General features: G+C 47.1%; 20 protein-coding genes. 7 read left to right on the top strand and 13 right to left on the bottom strand.

The features are described from left to right. On the bottom strand, positions 1 to 396 hold a 396-nt coding region (locus IQ270_RS16435; RefSeq protein WP_193974235.1), incomplete at its 3' end, for a D-alanyl-D-alanine carboxypeptidase. Positions 397 to 844: 448 nt separating this feature from the next. Between IQ270_RS16435 and plsX the strand changes: the two genes are divergently transcribed. From plsX to IQ270_RS16405, 6 genes are all read left to right on the top strand, one after another. Continuing rightward, positions 845 to 1,894 (top strand): phosphate acyltransferase PlsX, encoded by a 1,050-nt coding sequence (gene plsX / locus IQ270_RS16430; protein ID WP_193974234.1) that lies wholly within the window; start codon positions 845 to 847, stop codon positions 1,892 to 1,894. A 165-nt stretch (positions 1,895 to 2,059) separates the two neighbouring features. Further along, positions 2,060 to 3,061 carry a beta-ketoacyl-ACP synthase III gene (locus IQ270_RS16425; RefSeq protein ID WP_193974233.1) on the top strand — a complete coding sequence of 334 codons (1,002 nt, stop codon included), beginning with the start codon at positions 2,060 to 2,062 and terminating at the stop codon, positions 3,059 to 3,061. A 634-nt stretch (positions 3,062 to 3,695) separates the two neighbouring features. Then, on the top strand, positions 3,696 to 4,577 hold the full coding sequence (fabD, locus tag IQ270_RS16420) for an ACP S-malonyltransferase (protein WP_193974232.1): 882 nt from the start codon (positions 3,696 to 3,698) through the stop codon (positions 4,575 to 4,577). Between the two features lie 492 nt (positions 4,578 to 5,069). After that, entirely contained in the window at positions 5,070 to 5,783 is a 714-nt protein-coding gene (locus IQ270_RS16415; RefSeq protein ID WP_193974231.1) for a PspA/IM30 family protein, read from the top strand. A 10-nt stretch (positions 5,784 to 5,793) separates the two neighbouring features. Beyond that, on the top strand, positions 5,794 to 6,738 hold the full coding sequence (locus tag IQ270_RS16410; protein WP_193974230.1) for a phosphate ABC transporter substrate-binding protein: 945 nt from the start codon (positions 5,794 to 5,796) through the stop codon (positions 6,736 to 6,738). Between the two features lie 179 nt (positions 6,739 to 6,917). Continuing rightward, on the top strand, positions 6,918 to 7,556 hold the full coding sequence (locus tag IQ270_RS16405) for a lysophospholipid acyltransferase family protein (protein WP_193974229.1): 639 nt from the start codon (positions 6,918 to 6,920) through the stop codon (positions 7,554 to 7,556). Positions 7,557 to 7,876: 320 nt separating this feature from the next. On the opposite strand, the gene IQ270_RS16400 is transcribed toward IQ270_RS16405, so the two are convergent. The 5 genes from IQ270_RS16400 to IQ270_RS16380 all read right to left on the bottom strand — a co-directional run bounded on the left by IQ270_RS16400 (position 7,877) and on the right by IQ270_RS16380 (position 14,605). Continuing rightward, the gene (locus IQ270_RS16400) at positions 7,877 to 8,077 is read right to left on the bottom strand and encodes a hypothetical protein (RefSeq protein ID WP_193974228.1); all 201 of its coding nucleotides are present in this window, start codon (positions 8,075 to 8,077) and stop codon (positions 7,877 to 7,879) included. A 150-nt stretch (positions 8,078 to 8,227) separates the two neighbouring features. Next, entirely contained in the window at positions 8,228 to 8,818 is a 591-nt protein-coding gene (locus IQ270_RS16395) for a YdcF family protein (protein ID WP_193974227.1), read from the bottom strand. 551 nt (positions 8,819 to 9,369) lie between these two features. Next, complete coding sequence (locus IQ270_RS16390) at positions 9,370 to 10,200, bottom strand: GUN4 domain-containing protein (RefSeq protein WP_193974226.1); 831 nt, start codon at positions 10,198 to 10,200, stop codon at positions 9,370 to 9,372. A 451-nt stretch (positions 10,201 to 10,651) separates the two neighbouring features. After that, positions 10,652 to 11,794 (bottom strand): hybrid sensor histidine kinase/response regulator, encoded by a 1,143-nt coding sequence (locus IQ270_RS16385; RefSeq protein ID WP_193974225.1) that lies wholly within the window; start codon positions 11,792 to 11,794, stop codon positions 10,652 to 10,654. 150 nt (positions 11,795 to 11,944) lie between these two features. Beyond that, positions 11,945 to 14,605: a GAF domain-containing protein gene (locus IQ270_RS16380; protein WP_193974224.1), complete on the bottom strand. Its 2,661-nt coding sequence runs from the start codon at positions 14,603 to 14,605 to the stop codon at positions 11,945 to 11,947. Between the two features lie 305 nt (positions 14,606 to 14,910). Between IQ270_RS16380 and IQ270_RS31150 the strand changes: the two genes are divergently transcribed. Next, positions 14,911 to 15,066 (top strand): hypothetical protein, encoded by a 156-nt coding sequence (locus tag IQ270_RS31150; RefSeq protein ID WP_228056427.1) that lies wholly within the window; start codon positions 14,911 to 14,913, stop codon positions 15,064 to 15,066. A 183-nt stretch (positions 15,067 to 15,249) separates the two neighbouring features. Here IQ270_RS31150 and IQ270_RS16375 read toward each other — a convergent pair whose 3' ends face one another. The 7 genes from IQ270_RS16375 to IQ270_RS16345 all read right to left on the bottom strand — a co-directional run bounded on the left by IQ270_RS16375 (position 15,250) and on the right by IQ270_RS16345 (position 23,814). After that, positions 15,250 to 16,383, bottom strand: a complete 1,134-nt coding sequence (locus IQ270_RS16375; RefSeq protein WP_193974223.1) for a glycosyltransferase family 1 protein — start codon at positions 16,381 to 16,383, stop codon at positions 15,250 to 15,252. Between the two features lie 142 nt (positions 16,384 to 16,525). Beyond that, a complete protein-coding gene (locus IQ270_RS16370; protein ID WP_193974222.1) occupies positions 16,526 to 16,831 on the bottom strand; it encodes a hypothetical protein in 306 nt (101 codons plus the stop codon). A 223-nt stretch (positions 16,832 to 17,054) separates the two neighbouring features. Continuing rightward, positions 17,055 to 18,203 (bottom strand): NAD-dependent epimerase/dehydratase family protein, encoded by a 1,149-nt coding sequence (locus IQ270_RS16365; protein WP_193974221.1) that lies wholly within the window; start codon positions 18,201 to 18,203, stop codon positions 17,055 to 17,057. Positions 18,204 to 18,312: 109 nt separating this feature from the next. Further along, positions 18,313 to 18,903, bottom strand: a complete 591-nt coding sequence (locus IQ270_RS16360) for a chromophore lyase CpcT/CpeT (protein ID WP_193974220.1) — start codon at positions 18,901 to 18,903, stop codon at positions 18,313 to 18,315. 192 nt (positions 18,904 to 19,095) lie between these two features. Next, a complete protein-coding gene (locus IQ270_RS16355) occupies positions 19,096 to 20,379 on the bottom strand; it encodes a sensor histidine kinase (RefSeq protein ID WP_193974219.1) in 1,284 nt (427 codons plus the stop codon). A gap of 112 nt (positions 20,380 to 20,491) precedes the next feature. Beyond that, complete coding sequence (locus IQ270_RS16350; protein ID WP_228056426.1) at positions 20,492 to 22,732, bottom strand: ATP-binding protein; 2,241 nt, start codon at positions 22,730 to 22,732, stop codon at positions 20,492 to 20,494. Beyond that, the gene (locus tag IQ270_RS16345; protein ID WP_228056425.1) at positions 22,729 to 23,814 is read right to left on the bottom strand and encodes an ABC transporter substrate-binding protein; all 1,086 of its coding nucleotides are present in this window, start codon (positions 23,812 to 23,814) and stop codon (positions 22,729 to 22,731) included. Before IQ270_RS16345 ends, IQ270_RS16350 begins: the two co-directional genes overlap by 4 nt. Between the last annotated feature and the right edge of the window lie 450 nt (positions 23,815 to 24,264).

Raw genomic sequence — 24,264 nt, 5'->3', positions numbered from 1 at the left:
CCCGGTTGCCAAGAACCGCGTTTCAAACTGATAATCCGCGCCCCAAGTTTCCAGCGAAGCCAGAGAAGTCGCTATTTTAGTCAACGAAGCCCCCGGCATCAGCACCGTCCCCTGCTGACTTACCAGCGGCATCATTCCCGCTTGCACCCAAATTCCCTGATTCCCCTCAATCAGGTTCTTGTCCTTCAAATCTTTTAAATATTCCCGCACCGTCGCTGCTGCGGGCAAGTCTGAATTTGCCACATCTATTCCCCCAAAAGCCAGCTCCCCGGCCACCGCTAACCCGGGTATCCCTCCCCGCCACGCCAGCACCGACAAAGCGTTGGGTACCGCACTGCGTACCCCAGCCATGTCCAGCCACAGAGACATGATTCCCGAGCTAAATAAATCCAGCATTTTTTACTCCTAAACTCAGTCGATTTTCGCATTAAAGATTCGAGATTTACTCCGCAGCTCAATCTGGGAGCTGGAACTAGGATCTAAAATTTTGGGGGTTCGCCGCGAGTGCCGGAAACTTCCATCCGTTTCTGGGCGCACTGTAAAGTATTCCGTTGAGTTTTTCAATTTGCCGTCAAAAATAGTAAAGTAAGACAAACTCTATCAGAGTAGTCGGAAATCACAATTGTCCGATCGGGCGCGAGCAGATTTTAGTGATTTATTCGCACTTTTGGATTCAGACTCCAGATCCGCAAGAAACGGGTACAACGCCCCAACGCCATTCGTGGATACTCCTAAAATTTTAGACCCTAGTTCCAGCTCCCAGATTTAAGGCTGTAACTCAATCGAAAATCGAAAATCGACTGACTTCCTGGTAGAATTTTTAGTGTTTCTCAAACATTGGTCAATGGGATCGACACGCGCAAGAATTGCAATAGACGCTATGGGTGGGGATCACGCCCCCGCCGAAGTTGTAGCTGGAGCGCTTAAGGCACAAGAAAAATTAGGCGTAGAGATTTTGCTGGTGGGCGACCCTCCGCAAATAGAAGACTCGCTACGTCTTCAAGACGCGATCGGCCGCGTCTGCAAAGGTCAGCTAGAAATCGTTCCTTCTGAAGGAGCGGTAGAAATGCACGAAGAACCTTTAAGTGCCCTCAAACGCAAACCCAAGGCTTCGATTAACGTAGCGATGAACTTGGTGAAGCAGCAGCAAGCTGATGCTGTGGTGTCCGCCGGTCACTCCGGCGCGGCAATGGCTGCGGCCCTGCTGAGGTTGGGGCGGCTCCCCGGAATCGATCGCCCCGCCATCGGTGCGGTTTTGCCGACAATGGTACCGGGCAGTTCCGTACTCATTCTCGATGTCGGTGCTAACGTGGACTGCCGCCCCAAATTTTTGGAGCAGTTTGCTTTGATGGGAACTATTTACAGCCAGTGCGTGCTCGGCGTAGCCGAACCAAAAATCGGTCTGCTCAACATTGGCGAAGAACCTTCTAAAGGCAACGACGCGGCTGTACGCACCCATCAATTATTGGTGGACAATCCTCACATTCCTTTTGTCGGCAATGCCGAAGGCCGCGACGTACTGTCAGGGAAATTCGACGTGATTGTCTGCGACGGGTTTGTCGGCAACGTATTGTTGAAGTTTGCCGAGGCGGTGGGCGAAGTCGTGGTGCAAGTGCTTAAGGAAGAATTGGCAGCCGGACTCAAAAACCAAATTAGCGCTCCCCTCCTGCAAGAAAGCCTCAAAGGGTTCAAGCAGCGGGTAGACCACGTTGAACACGGCGGCGGTTTGCTGTTGGGCGTTGCTGGAGTTTGTATTATCAGCCACGGTTCGTCTCAAGCTGCCTCGATTTTTAATGCCATTCGTTTGGCGAAAGAGGCTATTGACAACCAAGTGCTGGAGCGAATTCGCTCTGAAAATAGCGAAAGCGCTCTGGAACAAGAAGCTGTTAATTAGAGGCAGTAAGTAGGAATTAAAAATTAAAAATGTCAAATTAAAAATGTCAGCTTAAACAATCTGTTTTACTGGGTAAAAAAAGTAATTTCAGCAGTTTAAAAAATAATTTTAATTTGTAATTTTTAATTTTTAATTGTTCGACCAGTCGGTCATAAATGGAGAGGAATGTTGCAGCAATCAGGGTTCGGCATTGCCGTCACGGGTAGCGGTTCTTGTACACCGCAGATTTCCCTTGACAATCACGGTTTGAGTCAGATAGTGGAAACGTCAGACGAGTGGATTGCGGCGCGAACGGGTATTCGCTCCCGCAGGTTGGCGGACGATCGCACTTCTTTGTGCGATTTAGCCGCAGAGGCATCTCAAAAGGCGATCGAAATGGCAGAAATTTCGCCAACAGATATCGATTTGATTATTTTGGCCACATCAAGTCCTGACGATTTGTTTGGCAGTGCCAGCAAAATTCAATATCAGTTAGGCGCGACAAAAGCTGTAGCATTCGATCTGACAGCAGCTTGTTCAGGCTTTGTTTTTGGTTTAGTTACAGGCGCGCAGTTCATTCGCACAGGCGTTTATCAAAATGTTTTGCTGGTGGGAGCAGATATTTTATCTCGCTGGGTGAATTGGTCGGATCGGGGTACTTGCATTCTATTTGGAGACGGTGCAGGTGCGGTGGTATTGCAAGCTTCAGAAGTCGATCGATTTTTGGGATTTGAAATTCGCAGCGACGGCACGCAAAATGCCTCTCTCAATTTAGCTTACAAAGCCGAGTCAAAAGAATTAATAGAGGGCGTCAGCATCGGAATTGGCAAATTTCATCCCATCACAATGAACGGGCAAGAAATCTATCGCTTTGCCGTAAAAAAAGTGCCGGAAGTCATAGAAAAAGCGCTGTTTCGGGCAAATTTGGATGCCGAAGAAATTGACTGGCTGCTGCTGCATCAAGCAAATCAGCGGATTCTCGATGCAGTTGCCCAAAGGTTGAAGATTCCCCCGGAAAAAGTAATTAGCAATTTGGCAAATTACGGCAATACTTCAGCAGCTTCGATTCCCCTGGCATTAGACGAAGCCGTGCGTCAGGCTAAAGTTAAAACGGGCGATACTATTGCAGCAGCAGGTTTTGGTGCAGGTTTGACTTGGGGGGCAGCGATTTTTCAATGGGGCAGGTAAGCTCGTTTTCGATTGCCGATTTTCGATGGGGGAATCAGATAGAATCCGTTGGCATCGAAATTATTCGTCTCTCTCTTGTCTTCCTTTGCGTTCGGCTTCGCCTTCGCGGTTTAATCATTCCAATCCAACCGAATTTGGTATCATTGATGAACTACAATTTTGAAGATGGCAAAGCAGTTTCATCTTTTTTTGAAAAACTGTATAATATTGGGAGGCTTGAAACTTGCCAGGGTGATTGTCGGGAGTGCAACCATTGAAAAATAAAAATCTTTGAACGCGACAGACTACCGGGTAAGGTGCGCGCGGATGGGTGTACCGGGAAGACAGGAGTTATAGGATTTGCAATTTAAAAATTGCGATTGGCGATTCAAAGAATGGGGAATGACTTACTGCATAGCGGTTTGGATGTTCTATACAGTTGCATCCCGTGCTGCAGCGATTAATCTCAATTAAAGTAAGAACAAAAATATAAAGCTCGTAAAAAGGGCATTTATTATGTTATGGTTATAAGTCGCTAGTAGATAGTTCGTTAACCGAAAGATAGCGGATACCAGCAAGCGAACGAAAGAAGCGGAAAACAAAGAATTTTTGGAATCACGAATTAGCAACCACCAATTAGCAGATTACCGGAAAAATGACTAAAACAGCATGGGTATTTCCCGGACAAGGTTCCCAGGCGATCGGGATGGGTGCAGACTTATTAAACTTGCCAACAGCGAAAGCCAAATTTGAGCTAGCCAAAGAAATTTTAGGCTGGTCTGTCCCAGAAGTTTGCCAAAAAGAAGAAGCAAAACTATCTCGTACTCTCTACACTCAGCCTTGCTTGTACGTAGTAGAAAGCATTTTGGCAGACTTAGTGCGAGAAAAGAGCGATCGGCCAGCAGTAGTTGCAGGTCACAGTTTAGGAGAATACGTTGCCCTCTACGCAGCAGGCGTTTTTGACTTTGAAACGGGATTGCGCTTGGTCAAACGTCGGGCCGAACTCATGGACACAGCCTCGGGTGGTAAAATGGTGGCTTTGATCGGGTTTGACAGGCAGGAATTAGAACTGCAAATTCAATACAGCCGAGACGTGGTACTCGCCAACGACAACAGCGAAGCACAAGTCGTGATTTCTGGAACTCCAGAAGCAGTAGAAGATTTGCTTGCCAAAATCAAAGTCAAACGCGCCGTTAAATTGAATGTTTCCGGTGCGTTTCACTCTCCGCTGATGGCATCAGTGGCGTCAGAATTTCAACAAGCCTTAAAATCAGCCAGGTTTTCTGATGCTAAAATGCTGGTGCTCTCGAATGCAGAACCAACAGCGACTACCAGCGCCGCTACTTTAAAGCAGCGGTTGAATCAGCAGATGACTAAAGGCGTGCGGTGGCGAGAAATTTCGCTGCAATTGCCGCAGCAAGGCATCGATCGGGTACTGGAAATTGGCCCTGGCAAAGTTCTCACAGGTTTGATCAAACGGACTTGTCCCGATTTAGCCCTGGTAAATGTGAGCAGTTTTGCAGATTTGCCAGCTTAATTTGTGCTTAAGGTTGAATTAAGTCGCAGGCTCTAAAATTGAGTTAATTGGCTCGAACAGTGCCCAAAAATAAATAGCACAACAGGCGAATTTTAGTGCTGTCTGTTGTGCGGAGTCGGCACGGGCGAGCGAGTGAAAATGTACGTTATATCAATTCCGGTTGCACTCAGACATGATGTTGACTGTTGACTGTGAATCGAACAACTGAAAATTGCACCCAGATAGGTGGTGACTTGTGAAAATTATTCATAAATTGCCCTCTAATTTATCACCTGACGATGCAGCCGGAAACGATATTACTACCCGTCAAGACCTGGAAAGTTTTGTTTTTGAGGGAAATTAAAAGTTGAGATGCAGTATTTTTGTCCGTCTTTGCCAGGTTTCTAGGCACTGGTGCGTTGAGGATTGATGTAGATATCGATCGATTGTAGGGTCGATCGGCAAATCCCGATATAGACTAGGCATAAAGAGCGAAATAATTCTGTTTTTTTTATGAAAAAAGTTCTTTACTGGTTGATGGGCGAAAAAGCTGGCAGAACCATAGTAGGCGCTTGGAACTGGATGTGGGGACTGCCGGCAGAATCCGGCGGCAAGGTGTCAGTCGCCATAGCCGAAGAGTCACTGCTATCAATGCAAGAATCCGTGCAAAAATTGGCAGCAGCAGTTTCCACCCAAGTTGCAGCCTACCAGCGCGCCAAAACCAAATATGAAGAAAAAGTTAGGGAAATGCAAACCCTAGAGCGCCAAGCCATCACAGCCCAGCGCAACGGCAATGAAGAAGCAGCCCGCTTAGCAATGTCTAAGGTAATTCAGACAGAACAAATTCTGCCGCAGTTAGAATCCCAAGTAAAACAAGCCGAACAGTTTGTCAACGCTTCCAAGGACAAGCTAAATCGAGAGCGCGCAAAGCTGGAAACATACAAAACCGATATGCAAAATATGAAAGATATGGCCGAGATTAACGAAGCTCTCGGAGCCATATCCAAGGTTAACAACGACCTCAGCATCGATTCAGCTCGATCGCAGTTCGAGCAAGCCAAAAATGCCGTCCACGGCCGCCACATCCAACAGCAAGCCTTAGCAGAACTATCAGAAAACCCGCAAGAAAGACTTCAGGCAGAATTAGAAAATATGACCTTAGACGATGAAGTTAATCGCAGGCTGCAAATGTTAGACGGATCGAACAACCAAGAACTTCCCAACTAAGGAGAATTTTATGGCTAAGAGCGGGCCTCCCCCCATAGTTTTTATTTTGTTATTTCTCTTGCTCGCCGGCGGCGGCTGGTTCTTTTTTCTGAACAAACCAGTGTCCCAGGATGCTAGCAATACACCCGCTCCTACTCCCGCAGGCAGCGGTGGAGCCAATCTGCCTCCAGTCGCGCCAGTAGTCGGCGGTACTTCGCCTGTTGCAATTAGTTCCTTTGCAATTCCAGCTTCGGTACCTGCGGGTACGGCGGTGAGAATTGACGGTTCTACCAGCATGGTGACAATCAATCTCAACCTTAAGAATGGCTTTCAAGCCAAGTTTCCTGGCACTACAGTCGATACTAAAGCAAATGGTTCTTCAAAAGGAATTGAGGATTTGGTGGCGGGAACAGCGGATATTGCAGGGATATCGAGATTTTTGACCGATCGAGAACAAGCTCAGGGTTTGGCAGCAGTACCCGTTGCCCTGGATACGATCGCCCTGGTAGTCGGCATTAACAACCCGTTTCAAGGAGGTTTAACTTCGGCTCAAGTTCAAGATATCTTCAAGGGAACAGCTAGAGACTGGTCAAAAGTCGGCGGCCCGGCGGGCGAGATTAAAGTAATTAACAGACCCGCAGTTAGCGGGACTCACCAAACTTTTAAAGAACAAGTGCTCGGAGGCGGCGAGTTTGGTACGGGGCAAAATGTTACCACGCTCGATCGAGATGCCACAACTCCCCTGCTGCAAGCTTTAGGCAACAACGGCATCGGCTATGCCACTTTCGCTCAAGTAGTCAATCAGAAAACGGTGCGGGTTGTTCTCGTAGACGGCGCAACGCCGGATGCCCCCAATTATCCCTACCAGCGAAAGTTGTACTACGCCTACAAAAATCCACCCAGCCAAGCAGTTAAGGATTTCTTGGGCTACGCGACTTCGCCTGATGGACAAAAAGCGATGCTTGTCGGAAACTGAGTTTTTGCAAGGTAAAATATTCCGCCAGACTGAAGTCTGGCGCTACACAAACAAAGTCCGCCTACGCGGACTCAAGAATATAGTCCGCGTAGGCGGACTTTGTTTGACAAGAAGCGGTTTCAACCACCGAATCATCTGATAGGCTAATATTCGATGTAATTTAAAATCTCAGGTTTTCTGTGAGCAAAAGTCGCGAACCAGTCGAGAGTTTACTTCTCTACTATTTATTCAAGTGGTCAATAGTCAGCCCGATGCTGCACCTTTACTTTCGGGGCCGCATCTACGGTGCTGAAAACGTTCCGGCAGAAGGGCCGCTGGTAGTAGTTAGCAATCATGCTAGCGATTTTGACCCGCCGATTTTGTCTAATTGCATGAGGCGACCGGTGGCATTTATGGCGAAGGAAGAGTTATTTAAAGTTCCTATTTTGAAGCAGGCAATTACGCTTTACGGCGCTTATCCTGTCAAGCGGGAAAGTGCAGATCGCAGTGCAATTCGATCGGCTATCCAGTCTTTGGAAAAAGGCTGGGCGACAGGTGTCTTTTTGCAGGGAACTCGGACGCCAGACGGTCGAATTACTGAACCGAAATTGGGTGCTGCGCTGATTGCTGCTAAGGCAAAAGCGCCGCTGTTACCTGTTAGTTTGTGGGGCACTCACGCGATTTCCTCAAAAAGTTCGGGAATGCCGCGTCCGGTGCCGCTGACGGTGCGAATTGGTAAGCTAATTGAGATGCCCGGTTCGTCGGACCGCCAAGAGTTGGAAGCGCTGACTCAAAGATGTGCAGCGGAGATTAATGCGATGCACGATTTGGGCCGCTGATGCAGCTTGCAGGTTAGTAGTGAGGACTTCAGTTTTTTCTTTTGAGCGGGCTCGCATTCGACACTACTAAGGATCGTGAATTAAATAATTTACACATAATTGTGGGATGGGCGGGAGATCCCGTCCTTTCTGCACGGGCTATAGAGCCCATCCCACAAGAACAGTAAAAATGGTAAGTTATTAAATTTTCATTCCAACCTATTTTATTGCGGTTGTGCGATCGCCCTTAACAAAAGCCACAGCCAAGGGCGAACTTAACAAAAGCCACAGCCAAGGGCGAAATTTTTTTTGTAACTGCTGCAATAACTTGGCGGTCAAAGTCAGTCTAAACTCTGCGGCGATTTGAAAAGACAAGGCTGCAAAACCCCCCACAGCAAGCCCTCATCACAAAGGTGAGCGTGAATCAAAGCTCGGTGTCCGAACTGTTTTGCCTCAAAATCTTTGTTAACAACTTCAGGATTTGCTGTTTCAACATCTTCAACAAAAATCGCAGATTCAGTTCGCCATGCTGCTGCAAACAAAGGGTCTTCTTCTCCTAAAGATTCCGGTTCTTTTTTCCATAGGATGCCGCTCGCATCGGGATAGTTCGAGTTGCGACACCAGCAGTAAGATACTCTGGCTGTTTGAGTTTCAGGATTGCGGAGATAAACAAAAACCCGATCGCAATTTAGTCAATCAATTCTGGCTTGGCTGAAGTTAGCACCCGTATAACCTGTTGTCAGCCAAATAATAGCTCTAGCGCCATCGCGAACAGCTTTTTGGATCGGTTCGGGGGTTCGCCCAGACGGAACTGCCACAGGCTTAAAACTAATGCCTCTACTGCCGAGCACGATTTCGCCGATAATCTGGGCTCGCCGCATATGATCGTCAGAAGTGATCAGATACACGCTCTCAATTCCTCGACCTTTCAATTCATCTACCAGCGTGGTAAAATTTGTTACCGTGTCCACCGCTCTGTAGTCTAAGTGCAGGCGATCGGACTTAATTCCCGCTTCTGAAAATACCCATTCGGCAAACTCCGGATTGCTGCCAGAAGACACCCAAATTGGCAATTCAGGATGCGATCGAGCAAATTTGGCAGCAAACACCTCTCGCTCCGTAGCCCCACCTAGAACTAACAAAGCTTGGGGTCTCTGAAATTCGCTCTTAAGCTGCTGATAGCCAAACCAACAGGCCATTAAAAGCCCGACTAGGAACCAAAAACTGCGTGAAGTCCTCAAATGCTTGTAACGCCTGGTGTTTGAATTGATTCTTAACCACATCTAAACCTATAAAAACTTTGCATAGCTGACAAAGGAACCATAACAAAAAATACCGCACGTACAGCCCACTAACAGGAATTAAAAATTTATTTCCTTGGTTCTCATCAATGTAAAACAGAATGGCAACACCAGAGCGTTTACCATTCTGTTTTTAATTGTTTTCGATTTTTAACGGGACTGGCCGGGTTCGAACCGGCGACCTAGCGCTTCAGATTTGTGTGAGTTTCCCCACTCTCCGGACTATTCCTTCACCGTAGGCTTGCAGCCTTTAGGTGGTGGCCGTATGTTTAGGAGGTTTTATTGTGTTTTACTTCCTAAAGCCAGTCTCTGCACCTTCTTTACCTAAACTTAGATAAAGCTTGGCTCAAGATTACCGTATCTGCTGCCAGACTTAGGCTTCCTTGAGTTTGACCACATTCACTCCCAGAGTTTCCTCGCAGGGTGCCCGATTCTTCAGGAGGCGCTTGCTCTATCCATCTGAGCCACAGCCCCAGTTGCTGAATTTTGATTATAGCAGCTAATGTCTGTTTTGAATTTTTTATTTGGGATCGTTAGGCATCGCCAGTGGCAAGTTTCGCACAGATGCGGGCAAAGTTTTCTGCTGCGGTAAGCTGGCTGGCACCGTAACAAGCGCGCTGTCTCCAGGCGGTGACGGGGAGATGTCCGGAGGGGGCGTTTTCGCTGAAGGAGAGTTCGCTGTAATATTTCCAATTTTCCTTGACTCGCCAGCCGACTCGATCGCACAATTCAGTATATTTTCCCCCAACACTTTCCCAAATCTGCTGCTGGACGCTCAACCCAAACCGCCCGCTGCTGTATTGTTGCCAAAGTTGGTCGATCGTGCGAAGGTCTGTAGGAGGAAAACTGTCAATATCGGCTGCACTCAGCCAACCTTCGTCTTCTCTGACAGCGATTTGCAGCAAGATTTCCCAAGTGTGTTCGTCAGCTTTGCGCCATTTTCCTGTTTCTAACAGCTTTGCAAGTTGCCGATAATCCATCCCCACCTCGGACATTACCGGAGTTTGGTCAGCTATGGCGCTTATTTTGTCTTCTAGTCGCAGTAGAGTGTTGACAATCAATTCCGGGTTTAGTTGTTCGAGGCGGTACAGAACCCATTCTAACTGAGATTGAATTTGCGTGCGGGCGATCGCGCCTTGCTGCAATTTTTGTTGCAACTCGTCAAATCTGGCAGACAAATTTTGTTGATTGCTGGCAGATTCCCACATTTGTTTTGCCCACTGCAATCTAACTTGTTCTTGTTTTAAATAAATTTTGGAAGGCTTAGCGCGTGGCGGGTACGGTGTCAAATCCCAGCCACAAATCGAGCAAAATTCGGCTTTTTCTTCTGTATATCGGGCACCGCACACTGGACAGTCAGACATATTGAAGTAAATTGAGTTGCCAAGTAATTATATGATGCAATATGCTCCCTTAAGAAGAGACTTGAATTGCATAAATTTTTGATGAATACGAAAACCGCAGATTTATGGCAAATCGGCGCCGAGCGACGCAGATAGTTTCAAGACAGGAAAACGATTTTTACAATCGTGTTCTAATAACTCAGCGGTAGGATTCGTCAGTTTAGTAATTTTTAACGCTCGCCGAAAATCTCATTCGCTCCGCACCATCTATTCAGGGCGTGCATCAGTTTTGAGATTATCAATTTTGCCAGGAAATATCTTGAGCGGATGCACCCTACTTTTACTTCGTCCATTTGTTCGCAAATTATCTAGAATTTATCTGCGTTTATCTGTATTTGTCTTCCTTAAATCTGCGGTTGATCGAGCCATCAAACATTTATCAAATAAGTCATCTACAGTTAATTAAATCAATTTAACAAGGCAAGCGAATAGTAAACAAACTGCCTTGACCCAACTCAGATTTTACCTCGATCGTACCGCGGTGGGCTTCGACTATTTGACGGCAGAGGTGCAGTCCCAAACCTGTGCTGGATTTCTTGTGAGTTCCCGAGCCAAACCTTTCAAATAACTTGGCTTGTTCTGCGGTAGAAATGCCTGCGCCGGTGTCTTTAATTTCAACGATAACCCATGCCAGCGGTTGGTTTTTAAAGCTCGTGTAAGCTGGTGAATTAGCAGCTTTCAAGCTGACATCTATGGAGCCGTTGTCGGTGAATTTTATCGCATTTCCGATTAAGTTTGTCAGCAAGCGATGCAGCTCCAGACGATCGCCCGGATACTTCGCAATCGGAGCACTTTCTGCACTTTCTGTCAAGTCTAAATTCACCAACAGACTTTTAGCATCGGCTAGAGGAGCGAGTTCTTCGGCTACTTCGCTAATAAGCTGGTGCAAGTCCACAGGAGCGAAACTTAGGGATTTGCCGCCTGCTTCGTAGCGGTAGACTTCTAGCAGCATATTTACCAGCGCGATCAGGTTTTTGTTACTGCGAACCATCGTCCCGAAAGCGTCGCCCATCTGAGGGGAGATTTCTCCTAAAGCTCCCTGCTGCATTAAAGTTAGCATTCGATCGGCTGCTACCAGGGGCGTCCGCAAATCGTGAGCGAGTCTGGAGACAAAATCTTCGCGCTGGAGGGCGATCGAATTTCGCTCGTCTACGCTGTGTTTTAGTCGCAGGAGCGATCGCACCCTCGCCAGCAGTTCGTCCATTTCCATCGGTTTGCGGATAAAATCGTCTGCTCCCATGTCCAATCCTTGGACTACGCTGGCGCTGTCGTGAGCTGTGATCAGCAAAATCGGGATAAACGGTAATTCCTTGTTTTGTCTAATTCGCTTCGTAACTTCGTAACCGTCCATTCCCGGCATCATTACATCTAGCAGTACCAAATCCGGGGCTGACTTGTCAATTTGGCTCAAGGCAGAAAAGCCGTTATCAGCGGTGCTAATTTCGTAACCTTCTTCTTCCAGGATTGTCTGCACCAACAAAACATTATCTGGTGCGTCATCTACCACCAGAATGCGATCGGCTTTTGTGGCATTCGGAACAGATAAATAGTTCATCTAATTGTTGGCTTGGAAGTGTATACTAAGTTTAGTTTGGTATGCGATTTATGTTTTCACATTTTTCCATTTGTGAACTCTGCCATAAGGAAGATATCAAAAATTATTCCAATCTTTTTATATTTCCACGCTCGGATGTGATATGATTTACTACTTTGTTGTCATAGTGTGCACGCCGTCCCAATCATCGGGCGGGGGTACTTCCAAGTAACTGAGGCAGCGCTGGAGGTGAACTTCCACAGGTCGATCGCTCGGTCGCATCGCTAAAGCCGCTTCAAAATAACTAATAGCTTTCGGAAAATTTCGAGCAATATAAGCATCCCGACCGTTACTGTAAAGTTCCAAAAACCTTTCAGTTTCGCCGTCAATGGGCTCGGCACTATTTTGCAGCAACTCGTAAATGCCCACAGGCTGATTTTTGCCTTTAACCCGCACCTTATCCAACTCTCGCACCCAAATTCCTTGGCGGCACAAATTGTAGGTAAATTCGCTCAAAATGATATCGCAGCCGTACTCTTTTGTAAGCTGTTCCAAGCGCGAGCTCAAATTCACTGCATCGCCGATGACAGTGTAATCCATCCGTTTTTCCGAACCAATATTGCCCGAAACGACTTCTCCCGAACTAATCCCTATTCCGAAACGAAACGGAACTTCCGCGGGGCGAGAATCATTAAATTCCTTCAAACGCCTCCGCATATCTAAAGCCGACTGAACTGCCATCCAACCGTGACTTTCGGGAGGATTCATCGGCAGCGGCGCGCCGAACACGGCCATTAAAGCATCACCGATATACTTGTCTAAAGTACCTTCGTAGTGGAAAACTGCCTCCACCATCGTCTCAAAATACTCGTTCAGGAGGGATACCACCTCCGACGCTCCCAGATTTTCGGTGAGGGTGGTGTAACCGCGAATGTCGGAGAATAAAATAGTAACTTCTTTACGTTCGCCCACCATTAGGGCGCCTTCGCCCAGGGCCATCACTTTATCTACGACTCCAGGAGTCAGGTAGCGGTACATCGTATTTTTCATCCGCTTTTCGCGGCTGATGTCTTCTAGTACAACTAAACCGCCACGCACGCCGCCTTCTGGATTGATCAGCGGGTTGACAGTCAAATTCAAACTGCGTTCAATTATTTTAATTTGAGATTTCTGGATGGGTAGGGGACAATAAGGGTGATTCCGGGCAGAATTCGGTAGCGAAAATAGAGATTGGGAGTTAGCTAATTCTGCCAGGGCTACTTCTTGAGTCCAGGCATTGTTTTCGCCCCAAGCGTAATATAAATTCGGGTCTGTGCGATCGGGTACGGCCAAAATGTAAGTTTCTTCTGCTGTTTCTTCTGCTGTTTCTGCCGAACAAGAGGTTTTTTCTACTAACAGTCCCAAAGTTAAATTTTGTTCGGGAACGTAATGTCGGGCAGCATTGTTGAGACTATCTTCGAGTCTAAATTGTAAATTATCGATCGGCACAACTTCCCAAACATAACGATCGATCAGTTTTTCTTCCCAAATCTGGGGATTGTGTTTGCTTTTAGCTTGATTTGGCGGACAGCCCAAAAATTCCAGCGCTGCTTCGTTAATTGTGACAATTCGGCCCTGTAAATCGGTGGAAATCACTGCATCTGACAGACTTTGCAGCATATCTTTTTGATACTGCTTTTCCACCATCACGTTTTGAAACAGTTGGGAATTTTGCAGCGCCATTCCGGCTTGGGAATTAAAAGCTCGCAAAAACTCTTCGTCGGAAGTAGTGAAAGTGCCTTGATTCTTATTAATGAGTTGAGTTACCCCGATCAGCTCGCCTTTGGCGTTGTGCACCGGCATACACAAGACAGTTCGAGTGCGGTATCCGGTGTGGCGGTCTGTAGAGGGGTCAAAGCGGGGATCGTCGTAAGCATCTATAATATTTAGGGGTTGACCGGTCGAAGCGACGTAGCCAGCAATTCCCTTATTGGCAGGAATGCGAATTTCTACCATCGTTTTGCCGTCGGCTTTGGCGACTTTTGTCCAGAGTTCGTTGGTTTCCCGATTTAACAAAAATAGCGTGCTGCGATCGGCCTGCATCAAGTCCCGAGCTTGATCCATCACAGCGCGCAAAGTCGTTTCCAAGTCAAGACTTTGACCCAAAGTCGTGGTGGCTCTCAAAAGTGCGGCTACCCCTCGCTGGTTGCGGGCCACGACGTAGAAAGACTGACAGCTTTCGAGAATAATCCCGATCGAATCTGCAAAAGCCTGAAACTGCACTTCGTCTTCTTCGGTAAAGGGGACATTGCCAGCTTTGTTTAGCAGTCTCACCACAGCTACGGGTTCGTGCTGCCTCTTGCTGCTAAAAATCGGCATACAGAGGATGGTCTCGATCTGGTAGCCCGGGGGTTCGTCTACTTCGGAATTAAAATGCTCGTTCGATCGAGCTGCCGCGACATTTATCGATTTTCCGGTACTTGCTACGTAGCCTAAAATGCCTGCATCCATCGGCAAGCGAACTTCTACATCTTCGCCCGTGAGCGCATCGACTGTTTTGTGCCACAGTTGATTTTTGTTGGCATCTACCAAAAAAATTGTTGTCTTGTCTGCTTGTAGAATTTGACCAATTTTGACAGTGAAGGCATCTAACAGTTGCTCTAAGAGAGTTTCGAGTGCTTCATTGTTAATCAGGTCCATCGCCCGGATAAATTGCTGAAATTCTGCCGTGATAAAGTCCAGCAGGCACACTAATTCAGGAACTGGCAGGCTCTTAACCCGGGAGGTCAATGCCCCCATAAAATTGACTTGAGTCAGTGTAGCCAGAACGCTACCAGCATTGGAGAATGTCATGATTAACTGCTTGCTCAGAGGGGTAGACAGACCTGCTGGTCGATGGTGCTAGATGCTGGGGCGGTGCAAACTATTTAAGTTGTTTGCTGGAAAATTCGGCACTCGCTTGTCACTTTGAGGAATCGGAGTTCATTCTTTGGCGCTCGGAACTGCTGTTTGCTTGTTACATATGCTCGATCGTTTTTGTTTGCAACCTCGACTATCGGCATCGGGGTTGGTCTATTTTAAAGTTGAACTTGAGTTCGGAAAACTGCCAGCCTGAACATTAGCTCGCAGGCGATTGATCGATCGGGGGCAATTTAGATTTGAGGCTACGTGTTCGGCTGCGGTGTACTCTGACTGTTTTAGGGTACTCGGCGATCGTATCCGGTCTGTTGAATGGCGGTATTTTGCCACGGGCGAAGCATTCCCAACCTATTCATAGTTTAATGGTAAACGCAGCAGCAGGACAGCTACATTAAATCAAAGCCCCAACAAATTTCGATCGGTCTTGGAGAACGCGCGCGTTTTCGCTACCAACTGACGACGATCGATCGACCTAGCTGTCGGTAGAAAAAAGCACAACAGCTAAAAGAGGAGTCATATCGCGTCCGGTGGATTGACCCCTATAAGATTAGTTCGCGCGTGCACGAGTCCTGTAAAACTTAGGCCGCAGAGGGCATAGACTGGGCAAATACCACCGATTGATAGTAGCGTCGCAGTTGTGCGGTGGCAGCGGCCCAACCCCAGCGTTCGGCTTCAGAGCGAGCGTTTTGGCGCAGAGTTTCCCGTTCTTGGGGATTGGCAAACAAGCGCTGAGTAGCAGTCAGAAAGCCTGTTTCGTCAGTCGGGTCAAATAAATAGCCGTTAACCCCGTCAGTAACGATATCAGGAATTCCGCCACTGCGCGCCGCCACTACGGGCGTGCCCGCAGCCATTGCTTCTAGGAGCACCAAGCCCAGGGTTTCAGTGCGGGAGGGAAAAATGAAGGCATCGGCAGATGCGTAAGCAGAAGCCAATTCTTGCCCCTTCAGGTAGCCGACAAAATTAGTAGGAGTGCCAGCAAAATATTGTTCGAGGGTTTGTCGGTGCGGGCCATCCCCCACTAGGGCGAGGCGGGTATCGGGCATCGCGGCAAGGAGTGGTTTGATCGATTCGATTTCTTTTTCGGCACCGAGGCGGCCGACGTAGAGGAGTAAGGGGCTGTCTGGGTGATTTTCAGACAAGCGCGATCGCATTTCTGGACTAGTCAATTCCGGGACAAACATTTCAGTATCTACACCCCGCTGCCACAAGTCTACCCGATCGATCCCGTGACTTCTGAGTTCCTCCACCATTGCTGTAGAAGTGCACAGATTTAATTCAGCTTGATTGTGAGCACCTTTGAGCAATTCCCACAGCAAAGGTTCGAGCATTCCAAAACCGTAATGGTGCAAGTATTTCGGTAAATGCGTGTGGTAAGAAGCCAAAATCGGAATATTCAACTTTTTGCCGTAATATATCCCACCCAACCCTAATATAGCGGGATTGACAACATGAATAAGATCCGGTTTAAACTGCTCTAATTGGCGACCGACAGCCGGAGAAGGAAGTGCCATTTTCAACTCCGGGTACATCGGCAAAGGCAAACCCTCAACACCGTAAACTCGGGCACCTTTGTATTCTGTAATTCCGTAATCTGGGGAAAAGATGAGAACCTGTTCGCCCGATCGCTGCAAGTGATCTACAGTGTGAATCAGGCGCGTCACAATGCCGTCTATTTTCGGCCAAAATGTTTCAGTGAACAGAGCAATTTTCATAAAAATAAGTCAATTAGAGAACCGATAATCCTAGCCTTTGGCAAACGTCGGGGTCGGTAACAGGATACACTCTCTCGCAGGGAGTAAGTAATTGCGAGCGATCGGCTGCGTTTGTACGCTTTCTCATTCAGTTTCACCGCTACTAACTGCGATCGAGAGGTTTCTGAGGTAAAAGGCAAATTCCCTGAATGCCAATTGAGACAATTATTCCACCTAAAAGCAATCCCACACCTTCAGCAAAGCAGTTAATTCTGTGAATTTCCTGTGCTGTTTCGGCAATTAAAATTTCCTTTTCTGTAGCCGAAGGCGATTCGCTAACTTGGCGGTAATTTTGATAACTTGCTGTTAGCGCAGCCCATTCCGGTATTAAATAATAAGCACAGACTGCACTTGCACAAAATCCTGGCAGAACAACTAAAAGCAACAAGATGATAATTCGACTTTTCACGGTATTTATTGCCAAACAAGCCAACAGTAAAAACCTGATGCCATTTTTTAATTAACCGCAGAGGACACAGAGGACACAGAGCAAAATATCAAAAAGATAGATCGAAATCCATTCAGAATTTGCGAATATTTCTCTTCTCTTCCCTTCTTTCCTCTTCCTTCGCGCCCTTCGCGCCTTCGCGGTTCGTTAAAAAATCTCTGCCCCCCCAGATAAATGCCAGAACTTACCGCCAAGAAACCTTCGGCAAAATCTGATTTTTATCGACGCGGTGCTGATATTTTGTAGCAAAATTCAGCAGAGAATCGAGCAACGAATCTGAGAGGTAGTGCGGTTGCAAGCCGAGTTCTAGCAAACTGGTGTTTTTGGCATTGAAATAATGTTCTTCTTTCTCGACTCTGGGATTTTCCAGGTGATTGATTTCTACCTTTAATCCCATTGCCGTGCCTGCTTTTTGCACCAACAAGGCTAAGTCGCCGACGCTGAATTGTTCGGTGAATTGGTTGAAGACGCGGAATTCTCCGGCGGCGGCGGGGTTGGCGATCGCCAATTCTACGCAGCGCACTGTATCCCGAATGTCTAAGAAGGTGCGGGTTTGTCCGCCAGCACCGTAAACTGTCAGGGGATGACCGATCGCAGCTTGAATGCAAAATCTGTTTAATGCCGTACCGAATACTCCGTCGTAGTCCAAACGGTTGATTAACAGTTCGTCCATGCCGGTTTCTTCTGTGAGCACGCCGTAGACTACGCCCTGATTTAAGTCGGTGGCTCTCAAACCCCAGATTTTGCAGGCAAAATGGATATTGTGGGAGTCGTGGACTTTTGACAGGTGGTAGAAACTGCCCGGTTGTTTGGGATAGGGTAGTGTATCCTTGCGGCCGTTGTGTTCGATCGTAATGTAGCCTTCTTCGATGTCAATATTCGGTGTGCCGTATTCGCCCATTGTCCCCAGTTTCACTAGGTGACAGTCGGGGAAGTCTTCGCGGATGGCGTACAGCAGGTTGAGTGTCCCGACGACGTTATTGACTTGGGTGAGAACTGCGTGTTCGCGATCGATCATTGAAAATGGTGCCGATCGCTGTTCGCCAAAATGGACTACAGCCTCTGGTGCAAATTTTCTCATGCTGGTGCTGAGAAAATCGTAGTTGGTGATGTCACCGACGAACAAGTCGATCGACTTACCCGTTAAATCTTGCCATCGCTGGAGTCGTTGCTGAATCGGCGCGATCGGAGTCAGGGTGTTGCTGCACAGTTCTAGATCCCAGTGCCGCCGCACGAAGCTGTCGAGGATGCCAACTTCGTGACCTTTGTTAGAAAGGTAGAGTGCGGTTGCCCAACCGCAATAGCCATCGCCACCAATAACCAGGACTTTCATAAAACAACGGTGAATCTTGCTTGCCAATACTGGGTTAATGTACCAGGTAATGGTGCATTCTGAACCTTTAATCGAGCGTCTTCGCCCAGAAGAGACTTTGTTTTCGACATTAAACCTGAATTTCGTCGGCGAAGCTGGCGCGGCGACTAAATTCAAAGGGGCCCGCGAGAGCTCCCCAGACGTGGGCATCGGTTTCTGGATCCCGTCCGCGATCGTGACTGATAAATTTGTCTTGGTCGATCTCGAATTCGCTGTCTAGATAGGTGTTTTTACCGTTTCTGACTACGGCGCAGCCTTTTCCGGGTTCGACGCACCCTTTGAAGCTGCTGCCCGTCCAGTGCGTAAAAAAGGTGCAGCCCGGGAGCAGTTTCAGTTGTTCGGTTTTGATTTCTTGCAGCCGCTGAGGTTGGCGGGATGCGCCGTAGAATTGCGCTTCGTTTTCGATCGCGTAGTTTTCGATGTCGATGCGATCGCCCGTCGGCACTAATTTTAACACTCGCACTCGGTACGGCGAGTTGAGCTCGATGTCGTAGGCTTGTTCTAGATAAAGACTTACGCCGTCCAATAGTTCCACTGGTAGGGGTCTCATGCAGACGCGGATGTGGGCGAAGAAGGGCGGATTTTCAAAGGCCTGGGCTTGGTTGCTGAAGTCGGCGGCCATCCAACGGGCGAGGGTGATGATATCGGTGGAATGAGTCATTTCGATTTGAGATATTAGATTTTAGATTTGCGATCGGGAGATTTCACAGCGGTACGAGTTATTCTAGATTATGTCATTTTGAGTAAAGTCAAAAATCTCAAATGTTTGAGGAATCATATTCAAGACCCCAATGCAACTGTTTGCGAACATCGGTTAGATCCGTCAAAAAATCCGTTGCCGAACTTCCTTAAACTATGCTATCAAATATCGCACCGGAATCTGTACAAGAAACTTCGTGCCTTGCCCCATAATCGAATAACAATCAATCTGCCCGCCGTGTTTTTCTGTAATAATTTGATGACTGATTGACAGTCCCAAACCCGTGCCTTTTCCTAGAGGTTTGGTGGTGAAAAAAGGCTTGAATATTTGAGAGCAAATCGTTGGCGGTATCCCGACTCCATTATCGGCAATACTAATCGCGATCGCACGCTCGTCATTCATGGAAGTTTGGATGGTAATCGTAGGTTGTTGGTTATTGCTGACCCCTGATGTCTCCAAAGCATCGATCGCATTAGTCAGGATATTCATGAACACCTGATTGAGTTGACTGGGGTGGCATTCGATTTCCGGTAATCGCCCGTACTTTTTGATAACTTGGATCGCTGGAAAATCGGGTCTGGCTTTCAGACGGTGTTGCAAAATCAACAGAGTGCTGTCGATACCTACATGGATATCAACCGGTTTGGAGTAGCATTCATCCAAGCGGGAGAAGTTGCGGAGAGAAATCACCAGTTCACGAATGCGATCGGTACCGATCTTCATCGAATCGAGCATCTTGACAAAATCTGCTTTTAAAAATTCTAAATCAATTTCTTTTCTCCGTGTCTCGATTTCTGCTATGGGATTGGGATAATGTTTCTCGTAAAGTTGCACAAAGTCTAACAGATCCTCAGTGTATTCTTTGACATGGCTCAAGTTGCCGTGAATGAAATTCACCGGGTTATTAATTTCGTGCGCCAATCCCGCCACCAATTGGCCGAGGGCAGACATTTTTTCACCTTGCACCAAATGAATTTGGGCTTGATTGAGACTTTCTAATGCTTGGCTGAGTTCCTTAGTGCGCTCTTCCATGATGCGGGTGGCATTCCGCAGTTGTAGATGCACCTGAATCCGGGCCAAGACTTCTTCATGCTGAATCGGCTTAATGATGTAGTCCACAGCACCCAAACTTAGCCCCTTGATCTTATCCACCGAGTCGGAGAGGGCTGTCATGAAAATCACTGGAATATCGCGCGTGGCGGGATTGGCTTTGAGCCGTTTACAGGTTTCAAATCCATCAATACCGGGCATCATCACATCCAGCAAAATCAAATTTGGCTGAGACGATTGCACTCGTTGCAAAGCGGTTTCACCATTTTTGGCGATCGCCACCCGGTAGTTTTGTTCACTTAACACATCAAACAATACTTGGAGATTGGTAGGGGTATCATCTACGACTAAGATCGTGTTTTCTGGAGCAATAGAATTGACTGACATCAGCAAACTCCTAAACGTTTGGTTTGAAATCCAACCTATGTAGACGCTACTACTAAATTGTGAAAAACTTGGGAGAATTTGACACAAGTGGTGATCGATCAGTATTACGTAGCTAAAACGCTGTCTCGATCAGACGAATAATCGCTTCTTCATCAAACTGTTGACTAAGTTCTAAAACTCGGTTCGCAAAGGCAATATATTCCGGTGCTAATTGCTTCAGCCGATCGGCTTCCTGCTGGATATCGCTCATAAAACCACCCTGAGCAGCACCATATAGGGCTACCAGTTCTGCCTCCGGGGGAAATATGAGATCGACCTCGTCCCCGTTGCTGAGGGCCGGTTGAGTCATATCTGGCTCGGTTTCTACGTAAATCCACTGTAATTCTAGATGTCGCTGCAATTCAGCCAGCAATCCAGTAAATTCGATCGGCTTCGGGAAAAAGCTATTGCACCCTGCATCCAGACTTTCCTGTATATCCACCTGAGACAGAGTGGCTGGAGAAGCAACGATCGGCGTGGTAGCAAAGTCGGGCAGTTGTCGCAGGCGGCGAGTCATTTCTAAGCCATCCATCACCGCCATATGGACATCAGTAATAATCAAGTCGGGTCGCATTTGAAGGGCGATGTCTAAGCCCCTTTGTCCGTTGTCAGCTTCTGCCATTTTAAATCCCAACGGTTCCAGCATATTCACTGCTACCAGACGGTTTTCTTCGCGATCGTCAATCACCAGAATTTTGCGTCGCGAGCCCTGATAGCCAATGACTTGGCGATCGGCGATCGCATTGCGTGTCGTCCAATCTGATGCTGGCAACAAGTCTAGCTCAAACCAGAAGCTGCTGCCGAGCCCGATCCCACTTTCAACGTGAATTTCGCTTTGCATTTTCTGAGCAATTTGTTGGCTGATAGCAAGTCCCAGCCCGGTGCCTTCGCTGTTGCGATCGCGCTTTCCGGCTTGTTCAAAAGGCAAGAAAATTGTCGATAATTTTTCCGTATCAATGCCAATCCCAGTATCTTTAATCTGGAACCGAATTCGTTGAATCCCAGGGAATTCCCTTGGTTCGCCGACAGGTTCAACTCGGAAACTAACGGTACCAAAGTCAGTAAACTTGACGGCATTACTGAGCAAATTTAACAACACTTGCCGCAGCCGTTTGTCGTCAGCATGAACAGCAGTGGGCAGGTGGCTAGCGGGCTGATAGTGAAAATCCACACCCTTTTGTTCTGCCTTGACGCGACACATATCCACAGTGGAAGAGAGGAAATTTGCTAAGTGGAAATCCTGGGGATAGAGTTCCATCTTTTGCACTTCCAATTTTGACAGATCCAAAATGTCATTGATTAGGGTTAGCAGGTGGGAACCGCATTGATAAATCACGCCTAATCCTTTCATTTGTTTGGAGGTGGTGGCAGGGTCGCGCTGGAGGATTTGGGCATAACCGAGAATGCCGTTGAGCGGCGTTCTCAGTTCGTGGTTCATGTTAGCGAGAAATGTGCTTTTGGTACGGTTAGCGGTTTCTGCTAGTTCTTTTGCCAGTTGCAATTGGTCGATCGCTTTTTCCAAATCTTCCGCTTGTTGGTGCAGTTGTTGCTGGTATGCTTCTACTCTTGCAGCCGCTGCTTGAATGGTACGGGCCAGGAATTGAATTTCGTTATTTGGCAATCCGCTGGGCATCACAAAACGATCGATACCATTCCTGTCAGTAACTGCTTTGTTCAAACGTTGGAGTGGATTTAACACAAATCGCTGAATCATTACCGTCATCAACGCCAAAATTGCTGCCATCCCAATCAGTAGAATCAGAGTGGATGTAGAAAAAGTTTCCCACGCCTGCTGGCGCATTTCTTCAAAATCAAGAATCGCGATCGCCAGCCCGCGTCGGTTTCCCTGACGAAACAGCGTACTGCTAAAAGGCAAAATTTGTACTAATACTGACTTACCATCGATCGTGGTTCTAAAGCTCGTTTCATCACTCGTCTCAGAAGCCTGTACCAATACTTGAGTTAATTCTGGATGAATTGAAACATAGGGGCGATTTCGGAGTTCCGCTCCGCTGCGAGCCAGGGTTTCTCCGTTGGGATTGACGATCGCGACTTCCCGCACCCCCGGCAGAGTAGCGTAGTTTTGCACCACTCGTTTGATAATGGTCGTATTCCCCAGTTCGATCAATCCTTCGGTGGAAAACCCCACCCCCAAGGTAATCGATTCAGCGCGTTGTTGTAGCTCTTTCTCTAGTTTTGATTGAATCAAGAAATAATTCAATCCCAAGGTAGTTAAGCCGACAGTTGCTAGAGAAATACCAAAAACCATCAATAATTGGCGGGATAAATGACTTTGATATGACTTCTGGCTCATGACTTCCATCCTGCCATGACTTCATTGACGAGAGTGCCATCAATCTTGACATCTTCCCTAATCATCCTACCGTGGCGCGGATCGGAATGCAGCAGTTGGACAATTTCTGTTTTTGCTGAATTGAGACGACCGTCTGCTCCAAACATTCGCCGGTTTAAACTCATATCTCCTGGTTTTAACCCAGCATAATCGCGGGCAACAGATTCACCACTTTGTCCCAGCTTTTTGCCAACTGTATCAAACACTTTATTCGGCTGTGTTTTAACTGCATCCATCACATCAAACCAGGCTAGCATAAATTGCTTTATTTGTGCTTTTTTTGCTTCCAAAATACTCTCATTCGATATTAAAATATCAATCACCAAACTGTCTACTTGCTTGGTGGTATAGATTGTATTGCCATTAATTTTATTGGCTATTTCCCCTAGCATCGGTTGCCACAGCACCGCAGCATCAATTTCACCACTCTCAATTTTCTGAGCTGATACATCATTGGAATAATCTAGAACCTGAACTTCAGAGGGTTTTATCTGATGGGCTTTTAAGGCTTCTAGCAAGATTAAATGGTTGACTGTTCCTAACTTTGCTCCCACTTTTTTGTCGCGCAAATCTGCTACGGATTTAATTTTTGGTTTGGCAACAATTCCGTCAGCACCCGCAGAAATATTGGTCGTCATTAACACTAAAGGCGTGGCATTCCCCGGATCAACCTGCATCACATCCCACAAAGAGACAAATGCCGCATCTAATGCACCGCGCATGACTGCCCTGCTGGCATCTTGCTGGTTCTCAAATCGGATCAATTCAACCTCTATCCCTCGCTGCTTGAAGATGCCTGAGGGTTCGGCATAGAGCGCAATGTCAAATCCCACCCAACTTGTAATTCCCACGCGCAGCGGTTTGATAGCTTGGTTTGGCCAGGGCTTGCAGGCATTGGTGAGAAATGTGAGGCTAAGGGCGATCGCAAATAAACAGAAACCAGCAGGCTTGATACTTAAACTTAACTTTTGTTTACACCAAATACTGAATGTGTCTACAATCTGGACAACTTTTATGACTGCGAACTTAACGGTTGTTACCATCTGTGTCTCTCCATCACAAATTGATAAAAAAGAGCGTGATTTAGAACTAGCGATGCTTGACTCCACATCTGGATCTGTAATTTGATTAAAATGAATTATTTAAATAAAACTAGAGATTGTTCGCGCAAATACTTCACCCCATCGTAGTTTTACCAGAGATTAAAATACTCTGGCGATCGCATCTAACCTAGCACATTAGATAAATTTGACAGCCCGCAGACCAAACATCAGCACTTTCGTCGCACGAAGCTGTCAAGGATGCCAACTTCGTGACCTTCTTGCCAATATTGGGTTAATGTACCAAGGTAATGGTGCATTCTGAACCTTTAATCGAGCGTCTTCGCCCTCTAATTCTGACTTCTGACTCCTGATTCCTGCCTCATCCCAACTACAAATATTTAGGCATTTCTACTTATATTGCTAAATTAATCAAACTACAGTATCTATAGC

The organism is Microcoleus sp. LEGE 07076, from assembly GCF_015207455.1.
Classification (GTDB): domain Bacteria; phylum Cyanobacteriota; class Cyanobacteriia; order Cyanobacteriales; family Microcoleaceae; genus Microcoleus.
The sequence above is the reverse complement of the archived record's forward strand: the minus strand, read 5'-3'. Positions and strand labels throughout refer to the sequence as shown.